Source organism: Ruegeria sp. BE3 (genome assembly GCF_056538865.1).
In genome coordinates, this window is the sequence record NZ_JBQFTW010000001.1 from 722,837 (window position 1) to 744,938 (window position 22,102).

24 protein-coding genes are annotated in these 22,102 nt (G+C 59.4%); 9 read left to right on the top strand and 15 right to left on the bottom strand.

Annotated elements, in window-relative coordinates:
• Positions 1–12: 12 nt before the first annotated feature.
• Positions 13–2,367, top strand: coding sequence for a TRAP transporter large permease (locus ACR0AZ_RS03565; protein ID WP_480469524.1), 2,355 nt, complete (start codon positions 13–15; stop codon positions 2,365–2,367).
• A gap of 49 nt (positions 2,368–2,416) precedes the next feature.
• Here ACR0AZ_RS03565 and ACR0AZ_RS03570 read toward each other — a convergent pair whose 3' ends face one another.
• The 5 genes from ACR0AZ_RS03570 to ACR0AZ_RS03590 all read right to left on the bottom strand — a co-directional run bounded on the left by ACR0AZ_RS03570 (position 2,417) and on the right by ACR0AZ_RS03590 (position 6,250).
• Entirely contained in the window at positions 2,417–3,775 is a 1,359-nt protein-coding gene (locus ACR0AZ_RS03570) for a dicarboxylate/amino acid:cation symporter (RefSeq protein WP_480666789.1), read from the bottom strand.
• A gap of 241 nt (positions 3,776–4,016) precedes the next feature.
• Entirely contained in the window at positions 4,017–4,424 is a 408-nt protein-coding gene (locus ACR0AZ_RS03575; protein ID WP_480469526.1) for a VOC family protein, read from the bottom strand.
• A gap of 5 nt (positions 4,425–4,429) precedes the next feature.
• Positions 4,430–5,254, bottom strand: coding sequence for an arginyltransferase (locus ACR0AZ_RS03580; protein ID WP_480469527.1), 825 nt, complete (start codon positions 5,252–5,254; stop codon positions 4,430–4,432).
• Between the two features lie 75 nt (positions 5,255–5,329).
• On the bottom strand, positions 5,330–5,761 hold the full coding sequence (locus tag ACR0AZ_RS03585) for an RDD family protein (RefSeq protein ID WP_480469528.1): 432 nt from the start codon (positions 5,759–5,761) through the stop codon (positions 5,330–5,332).
• A 63-nt stretch (positions 5,762–5,824) separates the two neighbouring features.
• A complete protein-coding gene (locus ACR0AZ_RS03590; protein WP_480469529.1) occupies positions 5,825–6,250 on the bottom strand; it encodes a DUF2852 domain-containing protein in 426 nt (141 codons plus the stop codon).
• Between the two features lie 145 nt (positions 6,251–6,395).
• On the opposite strand from ACR0AZ_RS03590, the gene ACR0AZ_RS03595 reads away from it, so the two are divergent.
• From ACR0AZ_RS03595 to ACR0AZ_RS03615, 5 genes are read left to right on the top strand one after another with little or no spacing between them, the layout of a single operon-like run.
• Complete coding sequence (locus ACR0AZ_RS03595; protein ID WP_480666790.1) at positions 6,396–6,785, top strand: DUF4440 domain-containing protein; 390 nt, start codon at positions 6,396–6,398, stop codon at positions 6,783–6,785.
• Positions 6,782–9,553, top strand: coding sequence for a [protein-PII] uridylyltransferase family protein (locus tag ACR0AZ_RS03600; RefSeq protein ID WP_480666791.1), 2,772 nt, complete (start codon positions 6,782–6,784; stop codon positions 9,551–9,553). Before ACR0AZ_RS03595 ends, ACR0AZ_RS03600 begins: the two co-directional genes overlap by 4 nt.
• Before the next feature lie 2 nt (positions 9,554–9,555).
• Positions 9,556–9,828: a hypothetical protein gene (locus tag ACR0AZ_RS03605; protein WP_480469532.1), complete on the top strand. Its 273-nt coding sequence runs from the start codon at positions 9,556–9,558 to the stop codon at positions 9,826–9,828.
• Between the two features lie 41 nt (positions 9,829–9,869).
• On the top strand, positions 9,870–11,072 hold the full coding sequence (locus tag ACR0AZ_RS03610) for an RSP_2647 family RNA methyltransferase (RefSeq protein ID WP_480469533.1): 1,203 nt from the start codon (positions 9,870–9,872) through the stop codon (positions 11,070–11,072).
• Positions 11,069–11,611, top strand: coding sequence for an RSP_2648 family PIN domain-containing protein (locus ACR0AZ_RS03615; RefSeq protein WP_480469534.1), 543 nt, complete (start codon positions 11,069–11,071; stop codon positions 11,609–11,611). The genes ACR0AZ_RS03610 and ACR0AZ_RS03615 overlap by 4 nt, the downstream gene beginning before the upstream one ends.
• A 49-nt stretch (positions 11,612–11,660) precedes the next feature.
• On the opposite strand, the gene ACR0AZ_RS03620 is transcribed toward ACR0AZ_RS03615, so the two are convergent.
• From ACR0AZ_RS03620 to ACR0AZ_RS03650, 7 genes are all read right to left on the bottom strand, one after another.
• On the bottom strand, positions 11,661–12,350 hold the full coding sequence (locus tag ACR0AZ_RS03620; protein WP_480469535.1) for a M48 family metallopeptidase: 690 nt from the start codon (positions 12,348–12,350) through the stop codon (positions 11,661–11,663).
• A 79-nt stretch (positions 12,351–12,429) separates the two neighbouring features.
• Positions 12,430–12,729, bottom strand: coding sequence for an antibiotic biosynthesis monooxygenase family protein (locus ACR0AZ_RS03625; protein WP_480469536.1), 300 nt, complete (start codon positions 12,727–12,729; stop codon positions 12,430–12,432).
• 72 nt (positions 12,730–12,801) lie between these two features.
• A complete protein-coding gene (locus ACR0AZ_RS03630; RefSeq protein WP_480666792.1) occupies positions 12,802–13,986 on the bottom strand; it encodes a vWA domain-containing protein in 1,185 nt (394 codons plus the stop codon).
• A gap of 4 nt (positions 13,987–13,990) precedes the next feature.
• Positions 13,991–14,158, bottom strand: coding sequence for a hypothetical protein (locus tag ACR0AZ_RS03635; protein WP_480469538.1), 168 nt, complete (start codon positions 14,156–14,158; stop codon positions 13,991–13,993).
• Positions 14,159–14,164: 6 nt separating this feature from the next.
• Positions 14,165–15,529 (bottom strand): DUF2927 domain-containing protein, encoded by a 1,365-nt coding sequence (locus tag ACR0AZ_RS03640; RefSeq protein ID WP_480469539.1) that lies wholly within the window; start codon positions 15,527–15,529, stop codon positions 14,165–14,167.
• Positions 15,526–15,975 (bottom strand): N-acetyltransferase family protein, encoded by a 450-nt coding sequence (locus ACR0AZ_RS03645; protein ID WP_480469540.1) that lies wholly within the window; start codon positions 15,973–15,975, stop codon positions 15,526–15,528. The genes ACR0AZ_RS03640 and ACR0AZ_RS03645 overlap by 4 nt, the downstream gene beginning before the upstream one ends.
• Positions 15,976–16,085: 110 nt before the next feature.
• Positions 16,086–16,931, bottom strand: coding sequence for an AAA family ATPase (locus tag ACR0AZ_RS03650; protein WP_480469541.1), 846 nt, complete (start codon positions 16,929–16,931; stop codon positions 16,086–16,088).
• A gap of 353 nt (positions 16,932–17,284) precedes the next feature.
• On the opposite strand from ACR0AZ_RS03650, the gene dksA reads away from it, so the two are divergent.
• The gene (gene dksA, locus ACR0AZ_RS03655; RefSeq protein ID WP_170432517.1) at positions 17,285–17,707 is read left to right on the top strand and encodes an RNA polymerase-binding protein DksA; all 423 of its coding nucleotides are present in this window, start codon (positions 17,285–17,287) and stop codon (positions 17,705–17,707) included.
• 71 nt (positions 17,708–17,778) lie between these two features.
• Positions 17,779–18,930, top strand: a complete 1,152-nt coding sequence (locus ACR0AZ_RS03660; RefSeq protein ID WP_480666793.1) for an FAD-dependent oxidoreductase — start codon at positions 17,779–17,781, stop codon at positions 18,928–18,930.
• Between the two features lie 4 nt (positions 18,931–18,934).
• Here the strand turns inward: ACR0AZ_RS03660 and xth are convergent, their stop codons facing one another.
• Positions 18,935–19,714 (bottom strand): exodeoxyribonuclease III, encoded by a 780-nt coding sequence (gene xth, locus ACR0AZ_RS03665; protein ID WP_480666794.1) that lies wholly within the window; start codon positions 19,712–19,714, stop codon positions 18,935–18,937.
• Between the two features lie 288 nt (positions 19,715–20,002).
• Positions 20,003–20,326: a HesB/IscA family protein gene (locus ACR0AZ_RS03670; protein WP_480469544.1), complete on the bottom strand. Its 324-nt coding sequence runs from the start codon at positions 20,324–20,326 to the stop codon at positions 20,003–20,005.
• Between the two features lie 76 nt (positions 20,327–20,402).
• Here ACR0AZ_RS03670 and ACR0AZ_RS03675 point away from each other — a divergent pair, with 76 nt between their 5' ends.
• On the top strand, positions 20,403–21,560 hold the full coding sequence (locus ACR0AZ_RS03675; RefSeq protein ID WP_480666795.1) for a deoxyguanosinetriphosphate triphosphohydrolase: 1,158 nt from the start codon (positions 20,403–20,405) through the stop codon (positions 21,558–21,560).
• Here the strand turns inward: ACR0AZ_RS03675 and ACR0AZ_RS03680 are convergent.
• Entirely contained in the window at positions 21,542–22,093 is a 552-nt protein-coding gene (locus ACR0AZ_RS03680; protein WP_480666796.1) for a putative pterin-binding protein, read from the bottom strand. The two genes, ACR0AZ_RS03675 and ACR0AZ_RS03680, sit on opposite strands and share 19 nt — an antisense overlap.
• Positions 22,094–22,102 lie beyond the last annotated feature (9 nt).

The following is a 22,102-nucleotide window of genomic DNA, read 5'->3' on the forward strand; positions in this document are numbered from 1 at the left end:
GAGAACCAGACAATGCTATTCGGACTTGATGGCGTCGAGATAGGCCTCATTATCGTATTCTTCTGCCTTTTCGGGGGCATCCTTTCGGGCTTTCCGGTGGCCTTTGCCATTGGTGGGGCCGGGGTGATTTCTTTCGGGATCATCGCCGCGCTGGACAGCGCCGGGCTGTTGATCCATCAGGCGATCGACACCGGGTCACAAGCTTACCGCGACTTGGTAAATACCGGGGTCAAACCGGATGTCATATCCGTGTTCCGATACCCGGATTTGCCAAGGATAGGTGAGCCGGTCTTTTTGCAGGGCTGGGAAACAGCGCTGGACCGGAATGTTTCCTTCATCGTGAACCGGATGAACGAACGGGTTCTGGCCGGGCAGTCGATTGAAACCCTGCTGGCGGTGCTGATGTTCGTGCTGATGGGCATCACGCTGGAGCGGTCGAAGATCGCAAACGACCTGTTGACCACGATGGCGCGCGTGTTTGGCCCGTTGCCCGGTGGTCTGGCGGTGTCGATTGTGGTTGTGGGTGCCTTCCTAGCTGCGTCGACCGGCATCGTGGGCGCAACCGTTGTCACCATGGGTCTGTTGGCCTTGCCGACCATGTTACGTAACAACTATTCGCCGGAACTGGCGACAGGTGTGATCGCAGCCTCAGGTACGCTGGGGCAGATCATTCCGCCGTCCATCGTGATTGTTCTTCTGGGAACGCTGGCAGGTGACCTCTATTCAACCGCGCAGGAAACCCGCGCCGTCGAGGCAGGGTGTACTGACGCACTGACCTATCTGGGTGAGCCCGCCGTTGTCTCGGTGGGTACGCTGTTCCAGGCGGCTCTGCTGCCGGGGATCATGCTGGCGCTGCTCTATGCGCTCTATGCCTTTGGCTATGCGCTGTTGAACCCGGAAAAGGCTCCGGCGGTTGAACTGTCGGGCGGGTCTGGTGAGACCATCACCCGGTCCGAGGGCCTGACTTGGCTGCTGGGCGCTCCGGTGGCTCTGATCGCAGGTGCGATGCTTCTGGGAAGCGCGGGCGTGATCGGCAGCCAGAACGTCTCGGTTTCGGCCTTTTCGGATATCGGGCAGGGCGCATCGCTGCGCACCAATGTGTCTGAGGAGTGCAAAGCCTCGATGATCGAGCTGCATGGCCAATCCGCTTGGGATCAGGCCGTGACCGAACAGGAAGCAATCGATGCCGCGGGCGGAGCTTCTGAGGCACAGCGTCTGAGCGAAGAGGAGTTGGCCGCTGCGCAAGAGGCCAAGATCGCCGCAGCCGCGCCGATTGGAAACGGCGTAGCCGTGATCATAATCCTGCTGGGTCTGACACTGGTGTTGGGCCGCGGGATTGCGCCGTCGCGGTCGCCGCAGCCACTGATTGTGGGTGCTATCGGCTTGTTGCTGATGCTGCTGGTCGATGTGCTGCTGATTGCGCCGACAACTTCATCGGGGGCGACGTTCCTGTTGTTGGCCATACCCTTTGCAATCGCCATGTACGGCTGCAAAGAGGCGGCCGCCCGCTGCGCCACCAATGATCTGATCCGCGTGGTTTTCCCGCCGCTGGTTCTGATCATCGCGGTTCTGGGTTCGATCCTTGGCGGTGTCACCAACCCCACACCTGCTGCAGCGCTTGGGGCAGGCGGGGCCATTATGCTGGCGGCCTATCGCAAGCTTCAGGATCAGGGGCGGTCGGGCAAGGTGATCATCTGGTCAACCTTCGCCGTGATCATCGCACTGCTGATGGGCGTGAACTTCGATTTGCGTATCAATCAGGGCAATGTCTCGGTTGAAAGCTGGATCGCCTTCATCATCGCCTATTCGGCCTACCTCTATGCGCTGTTCGGTCTGCTGTTCGGCTGCTGGGTGCTGTTCGCCAGTGGGGTTCTCACGCCGGTGGTGCGTGAGACGGCCAAGGTGACGTCGATGGTCTTCACCATCCTGATCGGCTCGCAGTTGCTGAACCTGGTGGTGATCTCGTTCGGGGGTGAGCACTATATCCAGCAATTCCTGCGCAGTTTCGACAACGAGTTCACGGTCTTCCTGATCGTGATGCTGGTGCTGTTCATTCTGGGCTTCGTGCTCGATTTCCTTGAGATCATCTACATCGTGATCCCCATCGTGGGCCCGGTGATCTATGGCGGGTCGTTCGATCCGAAATGGGTGACGATCATGGTAGCGGTGAACCTGCAGACCTCGTTCCTGACGCCACCGTTTGGCTTTGCGCTGTTCTACCTGAGGGGCGTTGCACCGAAAGAGGTCACAACAGGCCATATCTATCGCGGCATCGTACCGTTCGTGATCATTCAGGTGGTGGGCATTGGGATCCTGTGGTTCTTCCCGACGATTGTGACCATCGTCCCCGATCTGATCCCGAACTGATCCGGAAATCAAACGTCAAGGAGGCCCCGCGGGGCCTCCTTTTTTCGTGTCAGGTTTGTGGCTGAGGGTGTGTCAGCCTGGCAAATTCCTGTTCGACATTGTGGTCGATCCCAAGATCGGCGGTATCGAACGTCCCGGCCTTTGGGTTGTCGAACACGGTCTTGTCCAGCTTCCCAACCTTTTGCCCGACAATGGTGGTCACAACCGCATCGCCGGTAATATTCACAACTGTCCGCATCATGTCGAGGATACGATCGACGGCCAGAATGATCCCGATACCCTCCAGCGGCATGCCCAACTGGTTCAGAACCATCGCCAGCATCACGATTCCCACGCCCGGCACACCTGCGGTACCGATTGAGGCCAGGACCGAGATCGAGATCACGGTCAGATAGCCGCTCAGCCCCAGATCCATGCCATAGGCGTTGGCAAGGAACACGGTGGCCACGCCATGCATGATCGCGGTGCCATCCATGTTGATCGTCGCCCCCAGAGGGATGCCGAATGAAGCGACCGAGCGATCCACGCCGATGCGCTGTGTCACGCATTGCAGGCTGGCCGGGATCGTCGCGTTCGAGCTGGATGTCGAAAACGCAAACACCTGGGCCGAGCGCATCTTGCGCAGGAAGGTGCGCGGGTTGAGTCCCGTTGTGAAATAGAGCAGGGCCATCAACGTGACACAGAGGTGGAACACCAGCGTCAGGCTGATCGTGGTCAGATAGCCGATTACCGGGCCGAACAGACCAAAGCCCTCCATCGCAAAGGTCTTGGCGATCAGGCTGAATACACCGACAGGAGCAAAGGCCATGACGATCTTGACGATTTTCATCGCCAGTTCATTCATGAATTCACAGCCTTCGACAAAAGCTTTGGCACGGCTGCCCATCATCAGAACCGCAATGCCAACCACCATTACGTAAAAAATGATCTGCAGCATCTCGCCATTGGCTAGTGCGTTTATCGGGTTCTTGGGGATTATATTCGCCAGAATCTCCCACGTGGTCTGCGGGTTGGCTACTGTCACGCCGTCTCCGGCAAGATACAAGCTTTCGAAGCCTTTGCCGGGGCCGATCAGGCTGGCGAACATCAACGCAGTGGTTACGGCCAGTGCGGTGGTTGCCAGATAGGTGACAAACGTCATGCCGCCCACGCGACCCAAAAGCTTGACGTCTCCGATCCCGACCACTCCGCAAAGCAACGAGAACACGACGAGCGGGACAACCAGCATCTGCAGGGCGTTCAAAAACATCTGGCCGAGCATCGACAGCGCTCCGTCCACCAACGTGGTGTTCAGGGCCGAGATATCCAAATAATTCAAAACCAGCCCAAAAACCGACCCAAGGGCCAGGGCGATCAGGATCTGGGTCGTCAGATTGGCCGAGACCAGTCGGCGCATGGCGTTTACCATTTTCCCCTCCTTCAAAACCTCTGCAACAGAGTGGGAAGTCTGTTGCAGTAATAAAAAACCAGCCCTGACAGCAGATAGTTTGCTGCAGGCGTCAGAACTGGACTGAGCATCAAGAAGTTCGGTTAACTTGGTGACCCTAGGTCAATTTTCAACTGCCTAAAAATTACGCAAGGTGTTCCAAATTGCCGCATGATTGAGCAACTTACTGTTGATGGTGTCTAGAGATCTGAAAAATATAGATTTAATCAAGAAGAGAAGGTTCTGAAAACTCGATGAGGTCCCATCGATTTCCAAATGGATCACGCCAGACCGCGACGATTCCATAGGGTTCATGTCGTGGCACTTCCTCAAATCCAACGCCAGCCTCAAGCATGGCTGCGTGATCCCTGTAGAAATCGTCGGTTTCGAGGAAGAAACCAACGCGCCCTCCGGTCTGGTTCCCGATCGACGCCGCCTGGTCTGCATCGACCGCCTTTGCCAACAGCAATGACGCGCCAGCAGACCCCGGTGGTGTCACACGGACCCAGCGTTTGTCGTCGCCCAGATCGATATCCTGCGTCAGTGCAAAATTCAGAACCCCAGTGTAGAACGCAATCGCAGCGTCATAATCCGGCACTACCAAAGTAATCGCATGAAGGCTCTGCCGCACGCCGGTCAGCCTTTGGTCGGATGTCGGTCGGGCAATTGGATATTCGCCACCTGCTCGGCGATCGGGGCCGAGGACAGAGGGTGATGCGCCGCATGCGCATATTCATTGGGGCTTTTGATCAACCGCCATTCACCCTGAATATAGGCCTGCAAGCCTGCGAATTTGGCCTTGTATCCCATCTTGGGGCTGCCGGGCACCCAGTAGCCCAGATAGACATAGGGCAGCCCAGCCTCGCGTGCGATCTCGATATGATCGAGGATCATGTATGTGCCCAGCGAGTTCTGCTGAAACTGGGGATCGTAGAACGAGTAGACCATGCTCAGCCCGTCCTCGAGGACATCTGTCAGGCTGACCGCGATCAACTCATCGGTTTTGGGGTCGGCATATTCGACAACGCGGCTGCGGATCGGGGTTTCCTCGATCATCGCGGCAAATTCGAACACATCCATATCGGCCATGCCGCCATCCGCGTGGCGGGCGTCGAGGTAGCGGCGGAACAGGTCGAACTGTTCATCCGTTGCCCAGGGCGAAGTGGCGCGCCGTTTCAGGTATCCGTTTCGCTTGCCGGCGCGTTTCTGGCTTTTGCTGGGGCGGAAGGCTGACACGTCGATCCGGGCTGACAGGCAGGCGGAACAATCGGTGCAAGAGGGGCGATAGAGCACGTTCTGCGAGCGTCTAAACCCTTGTTGCGACAGGCAATTGTTCAACTGATCCGCGCCTTCCCCCTGAAGGGCGGTGAACAGTTTACGTTCCATCCTGCCCTCAAGATAGGGGCAGGGCTGGGGGGCGGTCACATAGAACTGTGGCGCGATTGGCAGCGTGTGTCGCATGAAGGTCCCGCATTTCCTCGGGACGGATGATAGCAACGGTTCCCGGCGCCGCCAAGAGACTCACAGAGTTGTTTTTCAGGCCCGCTGGTTGATCATGACGGTGCCTAGGAACGCGTCCGTAAGCCCCTGACAGCGTGCGCTTGTCATCATCATGATGACCGAGATAATTTGCAGCACCGGGATCGCCATGCTGACGAAATACCCCGCCGTGTGCGCGATGGCCTTGCCGGTATCCATGCGGGCACCAAAGGCGTCGCGTAGCTCAATCCCCATGAAGCGCATGCCCAAGGTGGCCGATCCGTTTGCGATGGTCACCACGCGATAGATGAAGCTGATGACGGCGTAGATCAGGGCGAGGATGAAAAAGCCCATGCCAAAGGTCAGCAGGATAGCGACGGTACACAGCAGTGAGATGAAGGCGATATCAAACAGCCATGCGAAGAAACGCTTGGTTGCGACAGATTGGTAGAATTCCGGCTGGCTGTCGGGATCGGGCAGGTGAGTCATGTCTTGGTCCGGTTGTTAGTCAAAAGCACCCTGTCCCGAAGGTCGGGGCAGGGCAAGTCAGGATCAGGCGGGTTGTTCGCCGTTTTCCGTGTCATCGCGATTGTCGCGGGCACGTTCGTCCATGAACTGATCGAACTCGGCCTTGTCCTTGGCTTCACGCAAGCGGCGCAGGAAGGATTCAAAGTCTTTCTGCTCACGCTCCAGCCGGGCTAGAGTGTCCGCTTTGTAGGCGTCAAAGGCGCTGTTGCCCGAAGGTTTCATGGCGCTCATGTGACTGTTCCACGACGAACGGCGGCTGCAGGATTTGCTGAACATACGTTTGCTCCAGATCATATAGGCCAGAAAGGCCAGGCCAATGGGCCAGAAGAAGATAAAGCCAAGGACCATTGCGGCGATCCAGGCCCCTTTGCCCTTGCTGTCAAGCCAGGCCTCGGCGCGGTGCAGCCAACCCGGGTTTGCAGGAACGGCGTGTTCGGACAATGCGGTCATTAGGTCTCTCCACTCAGGATGTAAATGCTCTTCACATTTCCTAGATGGGAGGGGTGAATGGCGTATGCAAGGGGTAATGTGAAAAAGATTTACATGGCCGTTTTCGACGGTTGACGCCGTGGCGGAACAGGCGCAATTTCTGATCATGCAAGATATTGAAAACAAACCCGCTCCGACGCTAGATCAGATCCTTTCGCTGGAAAAGCAGGTCTGGGCGGCGTTGGTTGATGGCAACGCCCAGGCTGACCGGGCGCTGTTGAGCCCGGATTTTCTGGGAGTCTATCCGAGCGGCTTTGCCAACCGGGATGATCATGTGGGCCAGTTCGCTGATGCGCCCACGATGGCGACCTATGAGTTGTCCGAGGCCAAGCTGCGGATTCTGACGTCAGACATCGTTCTTTTGAGCTATCGCGCGGATTACACGCGTCCGGGCGCGCCAAAGGCCGAGGCGATGCTGATATCCTCGCTGTGGGAGCGGCGGCATGACAACTGGATCAACAGCTTCAGTCAGGACACGCCGTTGGAACGCATATGAGCCTTGCCATCAACAGAATCCCGCGCGCCTTTGATGCCGCGCTTGGGGTGGAAACCCGCGCCGCACTGGCGGATCTGACCACTGAACAGGGTGAGTTGATCACGGGCACGGCGGGGTCCAGCCCTTATCTGAAAGGGCTGATTGATCGCGAAAGGGACTGGTTGCCCGAAGCGTTGCAGGACCCAGATCAGGCTTTGGTGGACGTGATGGCCGCCGCGCGTGCGCTGCCAGCGGATCAGTTGAGGCCCGGCCTGCGACTGGCCAAGCGGCGGCTGGCGCTTCTGACTGCACTGGCCGATCTGGCGGGGGCATGGCCACTTGAGAAGGTGACAGGCGCTCTGACGGATTTCGGCGCGCTGGCCGCAGATGTGGCTGCCAAGGCGGAGATCGCTGCTCTGATCCGGCGTGGCAAGTTGCCCGGCATGACCGAAGAAGATGTCGAGACGGCTGCCGGGATGGTCATTCTGGCGATGGGCAAGATGGGCGCACATGAGCTGAACTACAGCTCGGATATCGACCTGATCGTTCTGTTCGATGAAACGCGTTTTGACCCGGATGACTTTTATGACGCCCGGCACGGCATGGTCCGGGCCACACGCAATTTCTGTGCCACGCTCAGTGATAAGACAGCAGATGGTTATGTCTTTCGTACCGATCTGCGTCTGCGCCCCGATCCGGCGGTGACACCGGTCTGTCTGGCGATGGAAGCGGCCGAGCGCTACTACGAGAGCCTCGGGCGGACATGGGAGCGCGCAGCCTATATCAAGGCGCGCGCTTGCGCCGGCGACATTGCAGCGGGTGAGCGTTTTCTTGAGGCGCTGCGCCCGTTTGTGTGGCGACGCCATCTGGATTTCGCCGCCATTCAGGACGCCCATGACATGCGATTGCGCATTCGTGAGAACAAGGGAACGGGCGGCAGCCTTTCCATCCCCGGCCATGACATGAAACTGGGGCAGGGCGGCATTCGCGAGATTGAGTTCTTCACCCAAACACGACAATTGATTGCCGGAGGCCGGGATCCCGATCTAAGGGTGCGCGGCACGGTCCCGGGCCTGGCGGCGCTGGCCGCAAAGGGTTGGGTGCCCGAGGACGTGGCGGAAAAGCTGATCGATCACTACCGTGCCCATCGCGAGGTCGAGCATCGCATCCAGATGGTGCATGACGCACAGACCCACAAGGTGCCGCAATCCGAAGACGGGATTGAGCGGGTCGCCTGCCTGATGGGTCTCAGCAGCGCCGAGCTGCGGGCCGATCTGACCCGCCGCCTGACCGAGGTGCATGAACTGACCGAAGGCTTCTTTGCCCCCGGTGCCAGCCCGCGCCCTGCAGCCACGCAAGAGGTTGAATTCGACAAGGGTGTTCTGGCCCGCTGGACCACCTATCCAGCGCTGCGCTCGCAGCGCGGTGCGCGCATTTTCGAACGTCTGCGGCCCGAGCTTTTGTCACGCCTTGCCAAGACCGCGAAACCCGACGAGGCCCTGATGGCGCTGGATGGCTTTCTGGCGGGCCTCCCCGCCGGGGTGCAGTTGTTTTCGCTGTTCGAGGCGAATCCACAGCTGATCGATCTGCTGGTTGATATCGTCGGAACCTCTCACGCGCTGGCAACGCATCTGTCGCGCAACGCCGCCGTGTTCGACGCGGTAATCGGCGGTAGCTTCTTCAGCGAATGGCCGGGTCAGGCAGCGTTGCGGGAGGATCTGACGCAGGCTTTGTCTGCAGAAGATGACTATGAAACCCAGCTCGACCTCGCCCGGCGCTGGTGCAAGGAATGGCATTTCCGCATCGGCGTCCACCATCTGCGCGGGCTCATTGGCGGGGCGCAAGCGGGGCAGCAATACGCGGAACTGGCGCAGGCCGTCATCGCATCGGTTCTGCCTTGCGTTGAAACCCAATTCGCCAAAAAACATGGGCCAGCACCCGGGCGCGGGGCGGCGGTGCTGGGCATGGGCTCGCTCGGGGCCGGGCGGATCAATTCGCAATCCGATCTGGATATGATCGTCATCTATGACCCGCTGGATCAAGAGATGTCGGATGGTCCGCGTCCTCTGGCCACGCGCACCTATTACGCGCGCTTCACGCAGGCCCTGATCACCGCGCTGTCGGCCCCGATGTCGCAGGGACGCCTGTACGAGGTGGACATGCGCCTGCGCCCCTCGGGCAATCAGGGACCCGTCGCCACAAGCTGGAGCAGTTTCACCAACTATCAGCAGAACGAGGCCTGGGTTTGGGAACACCTCGCCCTGACCCGAGCGCATGTGGTGGCCGGAGATGCCGGGCTGGCCGAGGACATCGAAAGCTTCCGCACCGACCTACTCGCTCGTCCCCGCGATCGGGCCAAGGTTCTGAACGAGGTTGCTGAAATGCGCACCCGTCTGGCGGCGGCCAAGTCCCCGGCGGGCGTCTGGGATGCCAAGAATGGTCCCGGACGGATGATGGATATTGAATTGCTGTCCCAGAGCGGAGCCTTGCTGTCCGGCATGACAAAACGCGACGTACAGTCCGGGCTGGATGGCGCGGTCGCTGCCGGGCTGCTGGAGGTCGCGCAGACACAAACGCTGAAGGACTGTTACGCCCTATGCTGGTCCGTACAATGCGCGGCGCGTCTGCTTTCGGGCAAAGCCATCGAGGCGGACACGATTGGAGAGGGTGGCACGGCATTCCTCTGCCGGGCCACCGGTTTCGATCGGGTCGAAGAGCTGCAGACTGCGTTGCAGGACAGTTACACCACCGCCGCCGCGTTGATCGGCTATGTGGTTGAGGGAGGGTAAAGATGGCGCGCAGTGATGATCCGAATGATCACAAGGGGCTGATCCGCGAGGCCTATCGCATCGACGGCATTACCTTGCCCGAGTGCCGCAGCATCTTCCTTGATTGGGCGCTCAGCCTACCGGAAGACCGGGATCAGAAAGAGGCGTTAACCGCGCTGCATACGCTCTATGTCGCACAAGCGGGCGATCATCCGATGACGCAGGTTCTGGCCGAAGGGTTGCAATCGGCGCAGGCCCCGAAGCGGCGTGGCGGCTGGCGCAGCCGGAACCGCTAAGAGGGCTTTCACCTCAGCCGCTTCAGAGCTATGAGGGCGCCATGACCGCCTCATCCGACCGTCCCCGTATTCGCCTGAAACCCAAAGCCAACGCACGTGGGTTGCGCCATGGATTTCCATGGGTCTACGCCAACGACATCGTGACCGACCGGCGCACCCGCAAGATCGCTGCCGGAGCGTTGGCGGTGCTGGAAGACGACAAGCGGCAACCGATTGCGCTGGTTGCCGTCAATCCAGAGTCGAAAATCATGTGCCGGGTGCTGGATCGCGACATTGACGCCCAACTGAACACAGATTGGTTCGAAACTCGCTTGTGTCGTGCGCTGGAGATGCGCGAACGTCTGTTTGATGCACCATACTATCGCTTGATCCACGCTGAAGCCGACGGCTTTCCCGGCGTGATTGTCGACCGGTTCGGGGACGCCTGCGTCATCCAGCCCAACGCTGCCTGGGCCGAAGCGCATCTCGAAGCCCTGACGGATGCGCTGGTCTCGGTGACCGGGGTAACCACGGTACTGAAGAACGCAACCGGCCGCACCCGGGGGCTGGAGGGGCTCGACGACATAAACCAGACCCTGCGTGGAGCAGCCCCCGAAGCACCACTTCCGGTTCCCATGAACGGCGCGACCTACATGGCCGATCTGACCGGGGGTCAGAAAACGGGCCTGTTCTACGATCAACGTCCCAACCACGCCTTTGCAGCCCGCCTGGTGCATCCTGAGGCGCAGGTGCTGGACGTGTTCAGCCATGTCGGCGGCTTTGGTCTGGCCATGCTGGCGGGCGGTGCCGCCCAAGCACTCGCGATCGATGGTTCTGCCGCCGCTCTGGCGCTGGCGGAACAAGGGGCCGAGGCTGCAGGTGTCTCCGACCGCTTCCGCACCCGCCAGGGTGATGCGTTCGACGTTCTGACGCAACTGGGCGAGGAAGGGGCCAGATTCGATGTGGTGATCTGCGATCCACCGGCCTTTGCACCTTCGAAACAGGCGCTTGACGCTGGTTTGCGCGCCTATGAACGGATCGCGCGACTTGCTGCGCCGCTGGTGAAACCGGGCGGCTATTTGGGCCTGTGCTCTTGTTCCCACGCAGCGGACCTCGGTCGTTTCCGCGACGCTTCCTCACGCGGCATCGGTCGGGCAGGGCGGCAAGCACAGCTGATCCACACGGGCTTTGCCGGACCGGACCACCCGCAACTGCCGCAATTGGCCGAAAGCGGTTACCTCAAGGCCGTGTTCTACCGCCTATGAAAGCCGTTCTCGACACATGCGTCATCTATCCTACGGTGATGCGAGAGATGCTGTTGGGCGCGGCTAAGCTCGGTCATCTACAGCCGATCTGGTCCGCGCGAATCCTCGAAGAATGGGCGCGCGCCGCCCGCAAGATCGGACCAATGGGCGAAACACAGGCCCGTGCTGAAATTGCCCTGACCCAATCACAATGGCCCAAGGCCGAACATCCTGCAGCGTCAGGATTGGAAAAACGCCTCTGGCTGCCGGATGCCGCCGATATCCACGTCCTCGCAACCGCCGTCGACAGTTCTGCCGATATCATCGTAACCGTGAATGCAAAGGACTTTCCCAAACATCTGCTGGCGGAAGAAGGTCTCGACCGTCGCGATCCCGACGGCTTGCTCCATAGTTTCTGGCTGAAAGACCCAGAAGGCATCGCCGCCATCGCCGCCGCTGTCCTGGCCGAGGCCAATCGTCTTTCTGGCGATCAATGGACCCTGCGCGCCTTGATGAAAAAAGCCCGTCTCCCGCGCCTCGGCAAAGCCCTCACAATCTGACAGGGTTCCTCCTGTGTCTCACGGCAGGGCCAGCCCCCTGCATCCGAACTTATCGACCCGATCTCCAACGCTGCTCAAGCACCTCTAGCGCTGCGATCCGTTCATCCGTCTTGGGATGGCTCATCAACCAGGCCGGAACCACGCCAGCGCGCTGCTCCGTCAGTTCCTCAAGCTTGTGAAACAGCGATTTCTGCGGCCCGATCCCGATCCCTGCCTTGGTTAGCAAGGCTGCAGCGTACTCATCCGCCTCATACTCATCCCCACGCGACAGGCGCGAGGCCAGCAGGTGGGTCAGCATATTGGCGATCCACGCGCCGATGAAGGGAATGAACCGGTTCAGCAACATCATCAGCGCCGCCCGCATCGCGTTCTGACCGGAAAAATCGATCATCCGCCGCCGTGCATGCCCCAAAGCCACATGCCCCAGCTCATGCGCGATCACACTGGCCATCTCTTCGGCCGAGACCTCACCATTGCGAAACTTGCGATAGAACCCGCGCGTGATGAAAATACGCCCGTCCGGTGCGGCCAGCCCGTTCACCGGATCGATCTCGTAAATATAGACGGGCACCCGATCAATCTCCAACGCGGCTGCCAATCTGTCTGTCATGCGCTTGAGCGCAGGATCTGCCAATTCAGTTGACTTGGCATCCAGTTCACGATGGGTGCGCCAGACGGAAATCCGGTACATCGCAACGGCATAGGCAATGGCCAGCAGGATCGGGGTGAGGCGAAGCATGATCTAGATATGGGCACGGGTTCTGATTGGAGCAACAAAAAGTTCTCGTATTGATGATCTTGTGACCCAAACTCGGCGCCTACGAAGGCTCGACGAGCTCATAGTGTTTGATAGATCGGCTCTCGACCAGTTCATCCTCGGCCGGGTCGATGTGCGGTATGGTATAATCTTCGCCGACGAAGGCTTTCAGCGCGTCCAAACTCTCCCACACCATGACAAAACTAAACTCTCTGGGGGTTTCCTTTCGAGACGCGCCGGGCAACACACTTACGATGCCTTTGGTGCGTTTCATCAGTGGGATGGCGGTTTCATGAAAAAACCTGCCAAATTCCTCTTCCTTCCCGGGGCGTGTCACAACCTGAAAAATTCGGATGATCATCTTTGGTACCTCTCAAACCGAGTGAGAAAGGTAGAGTTTACCACAAACCACAGGAACGCTGGCTTATGGGGCTTACCGCGTCAGTTCTCGCATGCCCTGTTCCAGCCCGGCCAGCGTCATGGACACCATGCGATCCTCGAAAATCTCTCGGATCATGCTGACCGAATGGGTGTACTCCCAATACTTCTCGGGCACTGGATTGATCCAGAGGTTCGACGTCCACTGCTCGCGCGCGCGCTGCAGCCAGACCTGACCGGCTTCCTGGTTCCAGTGCTCATTGGCACCGCCGGGATAGGCGATCTCATAGGGGCTCATTGAGGCGTCGCCGACAAAGATGCATTTGTAATCCGGGCCATAGGTGCGCAGAACCTCATGTGTCGGTGTCTGCTGGTCCCAGCGGCGGCGGTTGTCGCGCCAGACGCCTTCGTAAAGGCAGTTGTGGAAGTAGTAATATTCTAGATGCTTGAACTCGGTCCGGGCGGCGGAGAACAGTTCTTCGACCACCTTGATATGCGGGTCCATCGAACCGCCGACGTCCAGAAACAGCAGCACTTTGACGGCGTTGTGACGCTCGGGGCGGGTTTTGACGTCGAGATAACCGTGTTCGGCCGTGGCGCGGATGGTGCCGTCCAGATCCAGTTCTTCGGCAGCGCCTTCGCGCGCCCAACGTCGCAGGCGTTTCAGAGCAACCTTGATGTTGCGGGTGCCCAGCTCGACCGTATCATCGAGATTGCGAAACTCGCGTTTGTCCCAGACCTTCACAGCGCGCTGGTGGCGGCTTTCCTTTTGGCCGATGCGCACGCCTTCGGGGTTGTAACCATAGGCACCAAAGGGCGAGGTTCCGGCGGTGCCGATCCATTTGTTGCCACCTTGGTGACGGCCTTGCTGCTCTTTCAGCCGCTCGCGCAACGTCTCCATCAGCTTGTCGAACCCGCCGAGCGCCTCAATCTCAGCCTTTTCTTCGGCGCTGAGGTGCTTTTCGGCCATCTTTGCCAGCCAATCCGCCGGAATATCGACGGCTTCTAGGACCTGATCAAAGCTGATCTCGTTCAGGCCCTCGAAACTGGCCGCAAAGGCGCGGTCGAACTTGTCGATATTGCGTTCGTCCTTCACCATCGACACGCGGGCGAGGTAGTAGAACGCTTCGACGTCATAGGTCGCCAGCCCTTTCTTCACGCCTTCCAGAAAGGTCAGGTATTCGCGCAGGGATACGGGAATGCCAGCTTTGCGGAGGTTTTCGAAGAAGGGCAGGAACATAGGTCTAGACCATGCGAACCAGAATCAATGAGATGATCAGACCCAGCAGGGCAAAAGCGATGCCGTAACCGGCGGCATATTGCGCCATATCCGCGCCGCTGCCGTTGCGTTTGCGCGCGGCCCGGGCACCCAAAATCGCGCCCAGAATCGCCATGCCCAGAACCACTACCATCTGCCGTTATCCACCCGTGTTTGCAGTGGACGCCTGTGCAAGACCTTCCGACACCGAGCGCACCACCAAATCCGAGCCGAAGCCGTAGCGCGCCCACCCAATGCTGTCCAGTCTGACGGTGCGTGCCTGATCGATTTGTCCCGACTGTCGCAGGGCCTCGGACTTTAGTAACAGCAAAGTGGCAAGCAGGGCCGCATTTTCGGCCTTTGTCATGACCTTGATGGCATCGTTTAATTCAGGCAGCGCGTCTTCACCTTGGCCTTGCGCCAGCGCGAAGGCAGTGGTCTGCGCAGTCACATGCGCCCGCTGCACTTCGGTCCCGGGGGTGGCGTCGAGATACTTCAGAGCCAGCGCATATTGCAGTTGCGCCGCATCTGGATCATCGAACTGCCCCATGCGGCCCAGCAGATAATGCGGGTAGGCACGGCGGTGATCGGTCCAGCCTTGCTGCTTGCCGATCCGGGCGGCTTCTTCTGCGGCTTTGACCCGCTTGGCCGAGCCTGAGCCGGATCCCAAAGCACGTTGTACGGCGTTGATCCAGGCGCGAGGCGTCTCGGTCACAGGTTGCGGGGCAATCCGGTCGCCGCGCGGGTTCAGTCGGCTGAGTACGCCGGGCAGGACTGCCGCAACCTGTTCCTGGGTCATGCCGCTTTGCAGTTCGGGCGCATAGGCCGTGCGCAAGATCAGCATGTCGAACCCGGTTAACACGGTGTGGAAATTGTCGTCGTTGAACACCGAATCTGGCAGGCGATACAGGTCGTTCAGCGGACCGAGCGCCTGGGCCAGCTCTTCATGCAGGCAGTCGCGAACTTCCTGCGGGCTGGCGTCATAGGGGATGAAGATCCCGATCCGCTCGCGGCTGCGCAACTCGGTCCAGTTGCTTTTGCTTTTGCGTCGATCACGGCGGTATTCTTCCAGGCTTGAGGCATTGGGCACCACGAAACATGCCGCTTGCGGCAGGATACGACGGATTTGCTTCTGACTGACTGCTTCGATGGTGATGCTCGCCTGACCTTCCGGGATCTGGCGGATGTCGATTCGCGCCTCACGCTGCAACCGGGTCAGCAGGCGGCTGAGGTCGGTCTGCATCGAAGGCGGAGGCGTTCCGGTTAGTCGCACGGTGATTGGGCCTTCGAACCGGGTGAAGACCGGCAGTTCAGCACCGCTTTCCAGAGCGAAATGCAGCGATAGGAAATCCGCCGCGATGTTCTTGTTGGACCGGGCAGGCGCGCTGGGACGGGCGGTGCCAAACGTCTTGGACGGGGGCAGCGCCTCCTCGATCACCTTGATGCGCGTCGGCAGCTCGATCCGGTCGACCGAGGTACAGGCGGAGAGAGCCGCCAGCAGGAGGGCTGCACCCAGACGCTTCATGGTCGTTGATACTTCAGAAACGGCGTTAATTTGCCGATGCGGTCGTAAAGCTGGCGCGCGGTGTGATTGAATTCCTGCGTCAGCCAATAGACGTTCGGCGCTTGTTGCCGGTCAGCTTCGTCATAAACCGCCTGAATCAGCGCACGCCCTGCACCGGTGCCGCGCGCCTCGGGGCGGGCATAGAGGTCCTGCAGATAGCAGACGCGTTCGACCTTCCAGGCATGGCGGTGAAACAGATAGTGGGTCAGCCCCACCAGCCTGCCGTCCAGCTCGGCCACAAAGCAGGAAAAGTCTTGCGGATCATCACCTAAGAGGCGAGTGAAGGTGGTGTCATAGACCTCCTCCGAGACCTCGGACTCATAGAATGCCAGATAGTCGCGCCACATCTCGGCCCACGCCGCCCGGTCGTCGGGGCGCAAAGGGCGGATGATGGGGACGGTCGACATTTTCGGATTTCCTGCTCTGCGGGGCCCGTTTACATGCCGGGCTTTGGTTGTTGCAATGCTGACATCCGGCCCCGCGGAAGGCAAGCCGTGATCACCGGATGTTCATGTGTTCAGCGTTTGCTGCGCGCCATAAATGCAAGGCGTTCGAACAGATGCACGTCCTGTTCGTTCTTCAGAAGTGCGCCATGCAGTTTGGGCAGGGCATTGGCCCCATCACGCTTGAGGTCTTCTGCCGTCAGATCCTCGGCCAGCAGCAGCTTGAGCCAATCCAGCACCTCCGAAGTCGAAGGCTTTTTCTTCAGCCCTTGCGTCTCGCGGATCTCGTAGAACTGCGTCAGGGCTGTGGTCAGCAGCGCATCCTTAATGCCGGGGTGATGTACCTCGACAATGCGGCGCATGGTGGCCTCATCCGGGAAACGGATGTAGTGGAAGAAACAGCGACGCAGGAAGGCGTCGGGCAGTTCCTTTTCGTTGTTCGAGGTGATGATCACGATAGGGCGGTTCCTGGCCCTGATCGTCTCGCCGGTCTCGTAGACATGGAACTCCATCTTATCGAGTTCCTGCAGCAGGTCGTTGGGGAATTCGATATCGGCCTTGTCGATCTCATCGATCAGCAGGACGACCTTTTCATCAGCTTCAAACGCCTGCCAAAGCTTGCCCTTGCGGATGTAGTTCGAGACTTCGTGCACACGCTCTTCACCCAACTGGCTGTCGCGCAGGCGGCTGACCGCATCATATTCATACAGACCCTGCTGCGCGCGGGTTGTGGATTTCACGTTCCATTCGATCATCGTCAGCCCAAGCGCGCCTGCCACCTGCTTGGCCAGCTCGGTCTTGCCAGTGCCGGGTTCGCCCTTGACCAGCAGCGGGCGCTCCAGCGTCACGGCAGCGTTCACGGCAATATTCAGGTCGTCGGTGGCGACGTATTCGGCGGTGCCTTGGAAGCGTGCGGTCATGTGACCCTCATGTAGTGGAGCAATATTCAATCCGGGTTACAGAGAGGCGACATTTTTGACAACCCGGATCGCAGCGTCGCGACGCTGCGATCCGGGCTTTGAAGTGATTCGTCGATGCTTCATTAAGCTTGCGGTTGAACCTGCCCGGAAATTGCCCGGTTCCTTCCACAAAGAATTTAGCTTTTGTTGTTAGTGGTCTCATATTTAGACATGCCGGAGCGACGGCGCGTCGGGTAACACGTTTGCATAGTGACATTCCTGACGTGGTCGGATACACGCTCCGCAGAAGGGGGTGCCGAATGTCAGGTGATACAACCGCTACCGACGTTTCAGCCCATACCGAGGGAGCAACAATGAAGCAGGAAGTTTTTCTGCCGGAGGATTACCGTCCGGCCGAAGATGAACCTTTCATGAATGATCGTCAGCTTGAGTATTTTCGTCGCAAGCTGCTGGATTGGAAAAACGAGCTTTTGGCAGGTAGCCGCGATACGATCGAAGGGCTGCAGGACAATACCCGCAACATTCCGGATGTCGCCGACCGCGCCAGCGAAGAAACCGATCGTGCGCTGGAACTGCGCACCCGGGATCGTCAGCGAAAGCTGGTCGCCAAGATCGACTCGGCTCTGCGTCGGATCGATGAGGGGGAATACGGGTATTGCGAGAAAACCGGTGATCCGATCTCGCTCAAACGTCTGGATGCGCGTCCGATTGCGACCATGACGCTTGAGGCACAAGAGCGTCACGAGCGCCGCGAAAAGGTTCACCGCGACGATTGATCGCTGGAAATAGACAGAAACATCAAACGCCGGGGTCTTCCACTCCGGCGTTTTTGCGTTATGGCGGAGGCATGAATATCAAGGGTCTGAAATTCTGCGTCATCGGTGGTGGCATCGGCGGGCTGGCCGCGGCTCTGGCGCTGCGTCAGCGCGGTGCGCAAGTGACGGTGTTCGAACAGGCCCCTGAACTTACCGAGGTCGGGGCCGGCCTGCAGATTAGCGCCAACGGCATGGTGGTTCTGCGTGCTTTGGGGGTGGTAGGCGACGTGCCTGAGGCCGGACAACGCTCGGCGGGGACTGTGCTGCGGGACTATCGCAAAGGGCGTGTGATTAGTCGGGTTGCCGGGCCTGCGGCGGGGGCTACCTATTATTATCACCGGGCCGATCTCCTGGACCTTCTGCACAAGGCGGCTGGGCGGGCAGGGGTAAACATCCGTCTGGGTGCGCGCGTTACCGAGGTCCGCAAACATCCCGGAGAGGCCGAGGCTGTTCTGGCCTCGGGCGAAAGGCTGCGCGCCGAATGCGCCATCGCCGCCGATGGTGGCCGCAGCGTGATCCGCCCGTTGTTAAATGGCCCCGAGACACCGGAGTTTACCCATCAAATCGCATGGCGCGCGACCGTGCCCTGTTCCGAACGCACCGAGACCCCACGCGCCTCGCTGACGATGGGCCCTGGCCGTCACGTGGTCAGCTATCCGCTGCGGAATCAGAGCCTGATGAATATCGTCGCTATCGAAGAACGTTCGGATTGGCGCGAGGAAGGCTGGCGTCGTGAGGGTGATCCGGACGACCTGCGCACGCGGTTTGCCGATTTCGGAGGGCCGGTTCGCGATCTGTTGAACCAGGTGGATGAGGTACATCTATGGGCGCTGTTCCTGCGCCCGGTTGCCCGAAGCTGGCAGAATGGTCGTCTGGCATTGCTCGGCGATGCAGCACACCCAACCCTTCCGTTCATGGCACAAGGTGCCTGTTTGGCGCTGGAAGACGCGTGGGTTCTGATCCGCGCGTTTGAGGAGCAATCCGGCGTGGCACAGGCTTTGTCCGCCTACGAGGCAAAGCGTCGACCACGCGCCAGACAGGTGGTGGCCGCCGCAAACGCGAATGCACGCAATTTCCATTTGCGCGGCCCGATGCGTCTGGCGGCGCAAGCGGCGCTCTCGGTAATTGGCCCGCGACTGTCACGTAAATATGATTGGATCTATGCCTACGACGCGACGGCGTGACCGGTCAGAGGTCGAGGTCGACCCAGACCGGTACGTGATCTGACGGCTTTTCATGCCCACGCACTTCGGCATCTATCTGGCAGTCGCGCATCAGATCAGCCGCTTGCGGTGTCAGCAGGAAATGGTCGATCCGAATACCGTCATTCCGGTTCCAGGCGCCAGCCTGATAGTCCCAGAACGAATAGTGACCCGGTCCTTGAGTTCGGGCGCGAAATGCCTCTGTGAAACCAAGATTTAGGATTTTCCGAAACGCCGCACGGCTTTCAGGTCGAAACAGAGCGTCCTCACGCCAGGCCTCGGGCCTTTTGGCATCCTCTGCTTGCGGAATTATGTTGTAGTCACCGGCCATCAAAGCGGGCTCTTCCGAGGCCAGAAGCGCGCGCGCCCGGTCGTATAGCCGCTGCATCCACGCAAGCTTATAATCGTATTTAGGGCCCGGAACCGGGTTCCCGTTTGGCAGATAGAGGCCACAAATTCTAAGGGCCCGTTTACCCACCACTGTCGCCTCAATCCAACGCGCTTGTTCGTCCGCGTCGTCGCCCGGCAAGCCTCGCGTCACATCTTCAAGCGGGAGCTTAGACAGGATCGCAACACCATTGAAACTCTTCTGTCCGTGGGTTTCGACATTGTAGCCGCGCTCTTCGAACATTTCGCGCGGGAAGTTCTCGTCCACCGACTTGATCTCTTGCAAGAGTACGATATCCGGTTGCGCGTCATCCAGCCAACGGGGCAGAGCCTCAGCCCGCGCCTTGATGCCATTGATGTTGAACGTGGCGATTTTCATGCGCGATCCTCCGACAGCTTTATGGCAACCTATCGCGCAGAACCGGGCGAACGGCAAGTCGAGACGGTGGGAAGCGAGGGGCCAGCCCCTCGCGCTCCCCGGGATATTTTTGGCCAGATGAAGAAACGGATTCTTAACCAGTTTGTTTGTAAAGTGATCAGGCGGTACAGGCGGGGACGCCGATGACCGCGCCAGGTGAAGCTCTCTGGTCTTCGGCTCAGAGAGCGGATCCCTCTTCATCTGGCCAAAAGTATTCTGGGGGTGTGGGGGCAAAGCCCCCACGCGAGCTTACATCGAAAATGATGTGCCACAGCCGCAGGACGAGGTGGCGTTCGGGTTTTCGATCACAAACCGTGCACCGATCAGTTCCTGGGTGAAATCGATCACCGCGTTTTCCAGAAACGGCAGTGAGATCGCGTCGACAATGACTTTCTGGCCCTTGCCTTCGAGGATCAGGTCGTCGTCTTTCGGAGTGTCCAGTGCGATTTCATATTGAAAACCGGAACATCCGCCACCTTCAACCGCGACGCGCAGGGCTTGGCCCTGATCTGCAGCGCCGATTTCGGCCAGGCGATCGAAGGCGCGATCTGTGACGATTGGGGGCAGATTCATGCCGGTCTCCAAAGGTTTATTTCCTCAGCGCAGTACAATATATGAAACCTGAAGACAGGCGACAAGGACAAGACCTTTGGAAAGAGCGGGTTTTGCCTCGGATCCGGGCCGCGCAAGGGGGCGGCTTGTGCCGGAGGAAGAGAGCAGCTTTCGGTCGTGCTTTCAGCGCGACCGCGACCGGATCATTCATGCCAGCGCGTTTCGGCGCCTCAAGCATAAGACGCAAGTATTTGTGGAGCATGAGGGGGACAGCTACCGCACGCGCTTGACCCATTCGATTGAAGTGGCGCAAGTCGCGCGGACCATTGCTGGTGCGCTGGGCTTGAATCCGGAATTGACCGAGGCTGTGGCGCTGGCGCATGATCTGGGTCATACACCGTTCGGACATACAGGCGAGGATGCGCTTCATGCGCTGATGGCGCCGTATGGCGGCTTCGACCACAACGCGCAGGCCATTCGGATCGTGACCAAGCTTGAGCGTCACTATGCCGAGTTCGACGGATGCAACCTGACCTGGGAATGTCTGGAAGGTATCGCCAAGCACAATGGACCTGTGGTTGGCGAGTTGCCCTGGGCTTTGGCTGAATGCAATCAGGGCTTTGATCTCGAACTCCATACACATGCGAGTGCCGAGGCGCAGGTGGCCGCGCTTTCAGATGATATAGCTTACAACAATCACGATCTGTTTGATGGGTTGCGCGCGGGACTGTTCAGCGATGAGGATATCCAGCAGCTTCCCATAATCGATGCCTGTTTCGATGATGTGGATGCTAAATATCCAGATCTGGACGCTTACCGCCGCAGGCACGAGGCATTGCGGCGGGTCTTTGGTGTGATGGTCTCGGACGTGATCGACACGTCGCGCGGGCTGATCTCAGCTTCGGGGGCACAGACGGTCGAAGAGATCAGACATCTGGGTTATCCGGTCATTCAATTCTCGGATGCGCTGTGGATGCAGCTCAAGCAGATCCGGGCATTCCTCTTTTCACGTATGTACCGCGCGCCCAGCGTGATGCAGGTGCGTGCCAAGGTCAGCAAAGTGGTTGAGGAATTATTCCCGATCTATCTGAACGATCCGAAGCAAATGCCGCGACATTGGCATCGCGATATCGAGGCGGCAACCGATGAAACTGCTTTGGCCCGGATCGTCTCAGATTACATCGCGGGCATGACCGACAGGTTTGCGCTGCAGGATCATGCCCGACTGACCGGAGATCACTCGATCGCGATATAGGCGATGGCCCAGACCTGCTGGCTGGCCTGTGTTTGAGCCAATTCTGCGTCATCCGTAGCCGGAAAAACGATCATGGTAGGGCCGTAACCACCGATGCCCATGGGTGCACCATCTGCATGGGTGGCCACGATGGGTCGGTGTGTTTCGATGCTTTGCCACGGGATTTCCGCCTGATAGCCGTCCAGCGCCATGGGCAGGGCAGATTTGCCCTCGGCCCCGGCCATCGCCATCACGTCAGACAGCAGAGGCCCTGAGAAGGTATAGTCGCGCTGGTTGTCTGGGGGGCCGTAGGGGATGGTAATCTCGATCTGCTCCAACCCGTCCAGCATCGCCGCGTCAAAACCTGATGCGCCGGCATGTGTAACTTCGAGGTGGTCGAGCAGGCCGCCGTCATTCTCACCACGTGGGGGCAGGTTGGTTTCGGTGACGGCGCCACCAAGCGTTAGCAATATATGGCCCTGTGGCGAGGGCATTTCGGCCCAGCTGGGCAAGGCGGTAGTCAGCAACAGGGCAAAGGGCAGGGTGAGGCGCATCAAAGGGCT

Excerpts from the sequence above, each read along its gene's own strand:
- ACR0AZ_RS03565 (WP_480469524.1), top strand. The coding sequence starts at position 13 with ATGCTATTCGGACTTGATGGCGTCGAGATAGGCCTCATTATCGTATTC.
- ACR0AZ_RS03570 (WP_480666789.1), bottom strand. The coding sequence starts at position 3,775 with ATGGTAAACGCCATGCGCCGACTGGTCTCGGCCAATCTGACGACCCAG.
- ACR0AZ_RS03580 (WP_480469527.1), bottom strand. The coding sequence starts at position 5,254 with ATGCGACACACGCTGCCAATCGCGCCACAGTTCTATGTGACCGCCCCC.
- ACR0AZ_RS03585 (WP_480469528.1), bottom strand. The coding sequence starts at position 5,761 with ATGACTCACCTGCCCGATCCCGACAGCCAGCCGGAATTCTACCAATCT.
- ACR0AZ_RS03590 (WP_480469529.1), bottom strand. The coding sequence starts at position 6,250 with ATGACCGCATTGTCCGAACACGCCGTTCCTGCAAACCCGGGTTGGCTG.
- ACR0AZ_RS03595 (WP_480666790.1), top strand. The coding sequence starts at position 6,396 with ATGCAAGATATTGAAAACAAACCCGCTCCGACGCTAGATCAGATCCTT.
- ACR0AZ_RS03600 (WP_480666791.1), top strand. The coding sequence starts at position 6,782 with ATGAGCCTTGCCATCAACAGAATCCCGCGCGCCTTTGATGCCGCGCTT.
- ACR0AZ_RS03605 (WP_480469532.1), top strand. The coding sequence starts at position 9,556 with ATGGCGCGCAGTGATGATCCGAATGATCACAAGGGGCTGATCCGCGAG.
- ACR0AZ_RS03610 (WP_480469533.1), top strand. The coding sequence starts at position 9,870 with ATGACCGCCTCATCCGACCGTCCCCGTATTCGCCTGAAACCCAAAGCC.
- ACR0AZ_RS03615 (WP_480469534.1), top strand. The coding sequence starts at position 11,069 with ATGAAAGCCGTTCTCGACACATGCGTCATCTATCCTACGGTGATGCGA.
- ACR0AZ_RS03620 (WP_480469535.1), bottom strand. The coding sequence starts at position 12,350 with ATGCTTCGCCTCACCCCGATCCTGCTGGCCATTGCCTATGCCGTTGCG.
- ACR0AZ_RS03625 (WP_480469536.1), bottom strand. The coding sequence starts at position 12,729 with ATGATCATCCGAATTTTTCAGGTTGTGACACGCCCCGGGAAGGAAGAG.
- ACR0AZ_RS03630 (WP_480666792.1), bottom strand. The coding sequence starts at position 13,986 with ATGTTCCTGCCCTTCTTCGAAAACCTCCGCAAAGCTGGCATTCCCGTA.
- ACR0AZ_RS03635 (WP_480469538.1), bottom strand. The coding sequence starts at position 14,158 with ATGGTAGTGGTTCTGGGCATGGCGATTCTGGGCGCGATTTTGGGTGCC.
- ACR0AZ_RS03640 (WP_480469539.1), bottom strand. The coding sequence starts at position 15,529 with ATGAAGCGTCTGGGTGCAGCCCTCCTGCTGGCGGCTCTCTCCGCCTGT.
- ACR0AZ_RS03645 (WP_480469540.1), bottom strand. The coding sequence starts at position 15,975 with ATGTCGACCGTCCCCATCATCCGCCCTTTGCGCCCCGACGACCGGGCG.
- ACR0AZ_RS03650 (WP_480469541.1), bottom strand. The coding sequence starts at position 16,931 with ATGACCGCACGCTTCCAAGGCACCGCCGAATACGTCGCCACCGACGAC.
- dksA (WP_170432517.1), top strand. The coding sequence starts at position 17,285 with ATGAAGCAGGAAGTTTTTCTGCCGGAGGATTACCGTCCGGCCGAAGAT.
- ACR0AZ_RS03660 (WP_480666793.1), top strand. The coding sequence starts at position 17,779 with ATGAATATCAAGGGTCTGAAATTCTGCGTCATCGGTGGTGGCATCGGC.
- xth (WP_480666794.1), bottom strand. The coding sequence starts at position 19,714 with ATGAAAATCGCCACGTTCAACATCAATGGCATCAAGGCGCGGGCTGAG.
- ACR0AZ_RS03670 (WP_480469544.1), bottom strand. The coding sequence starts at position 20,326 with ATGAATCTGCCCCCAATCGTCACAGATCGCGCCTTCGATCGCCTGGCC.
- ACR0AZ_RS03680 (WP_480666796.1), bottom strand. The coding sequence starts at position 22,093 with ATGCGCCTCACCCTGCCCTTTGCCCTGTTGCTGACTACCGCCTTGCCC.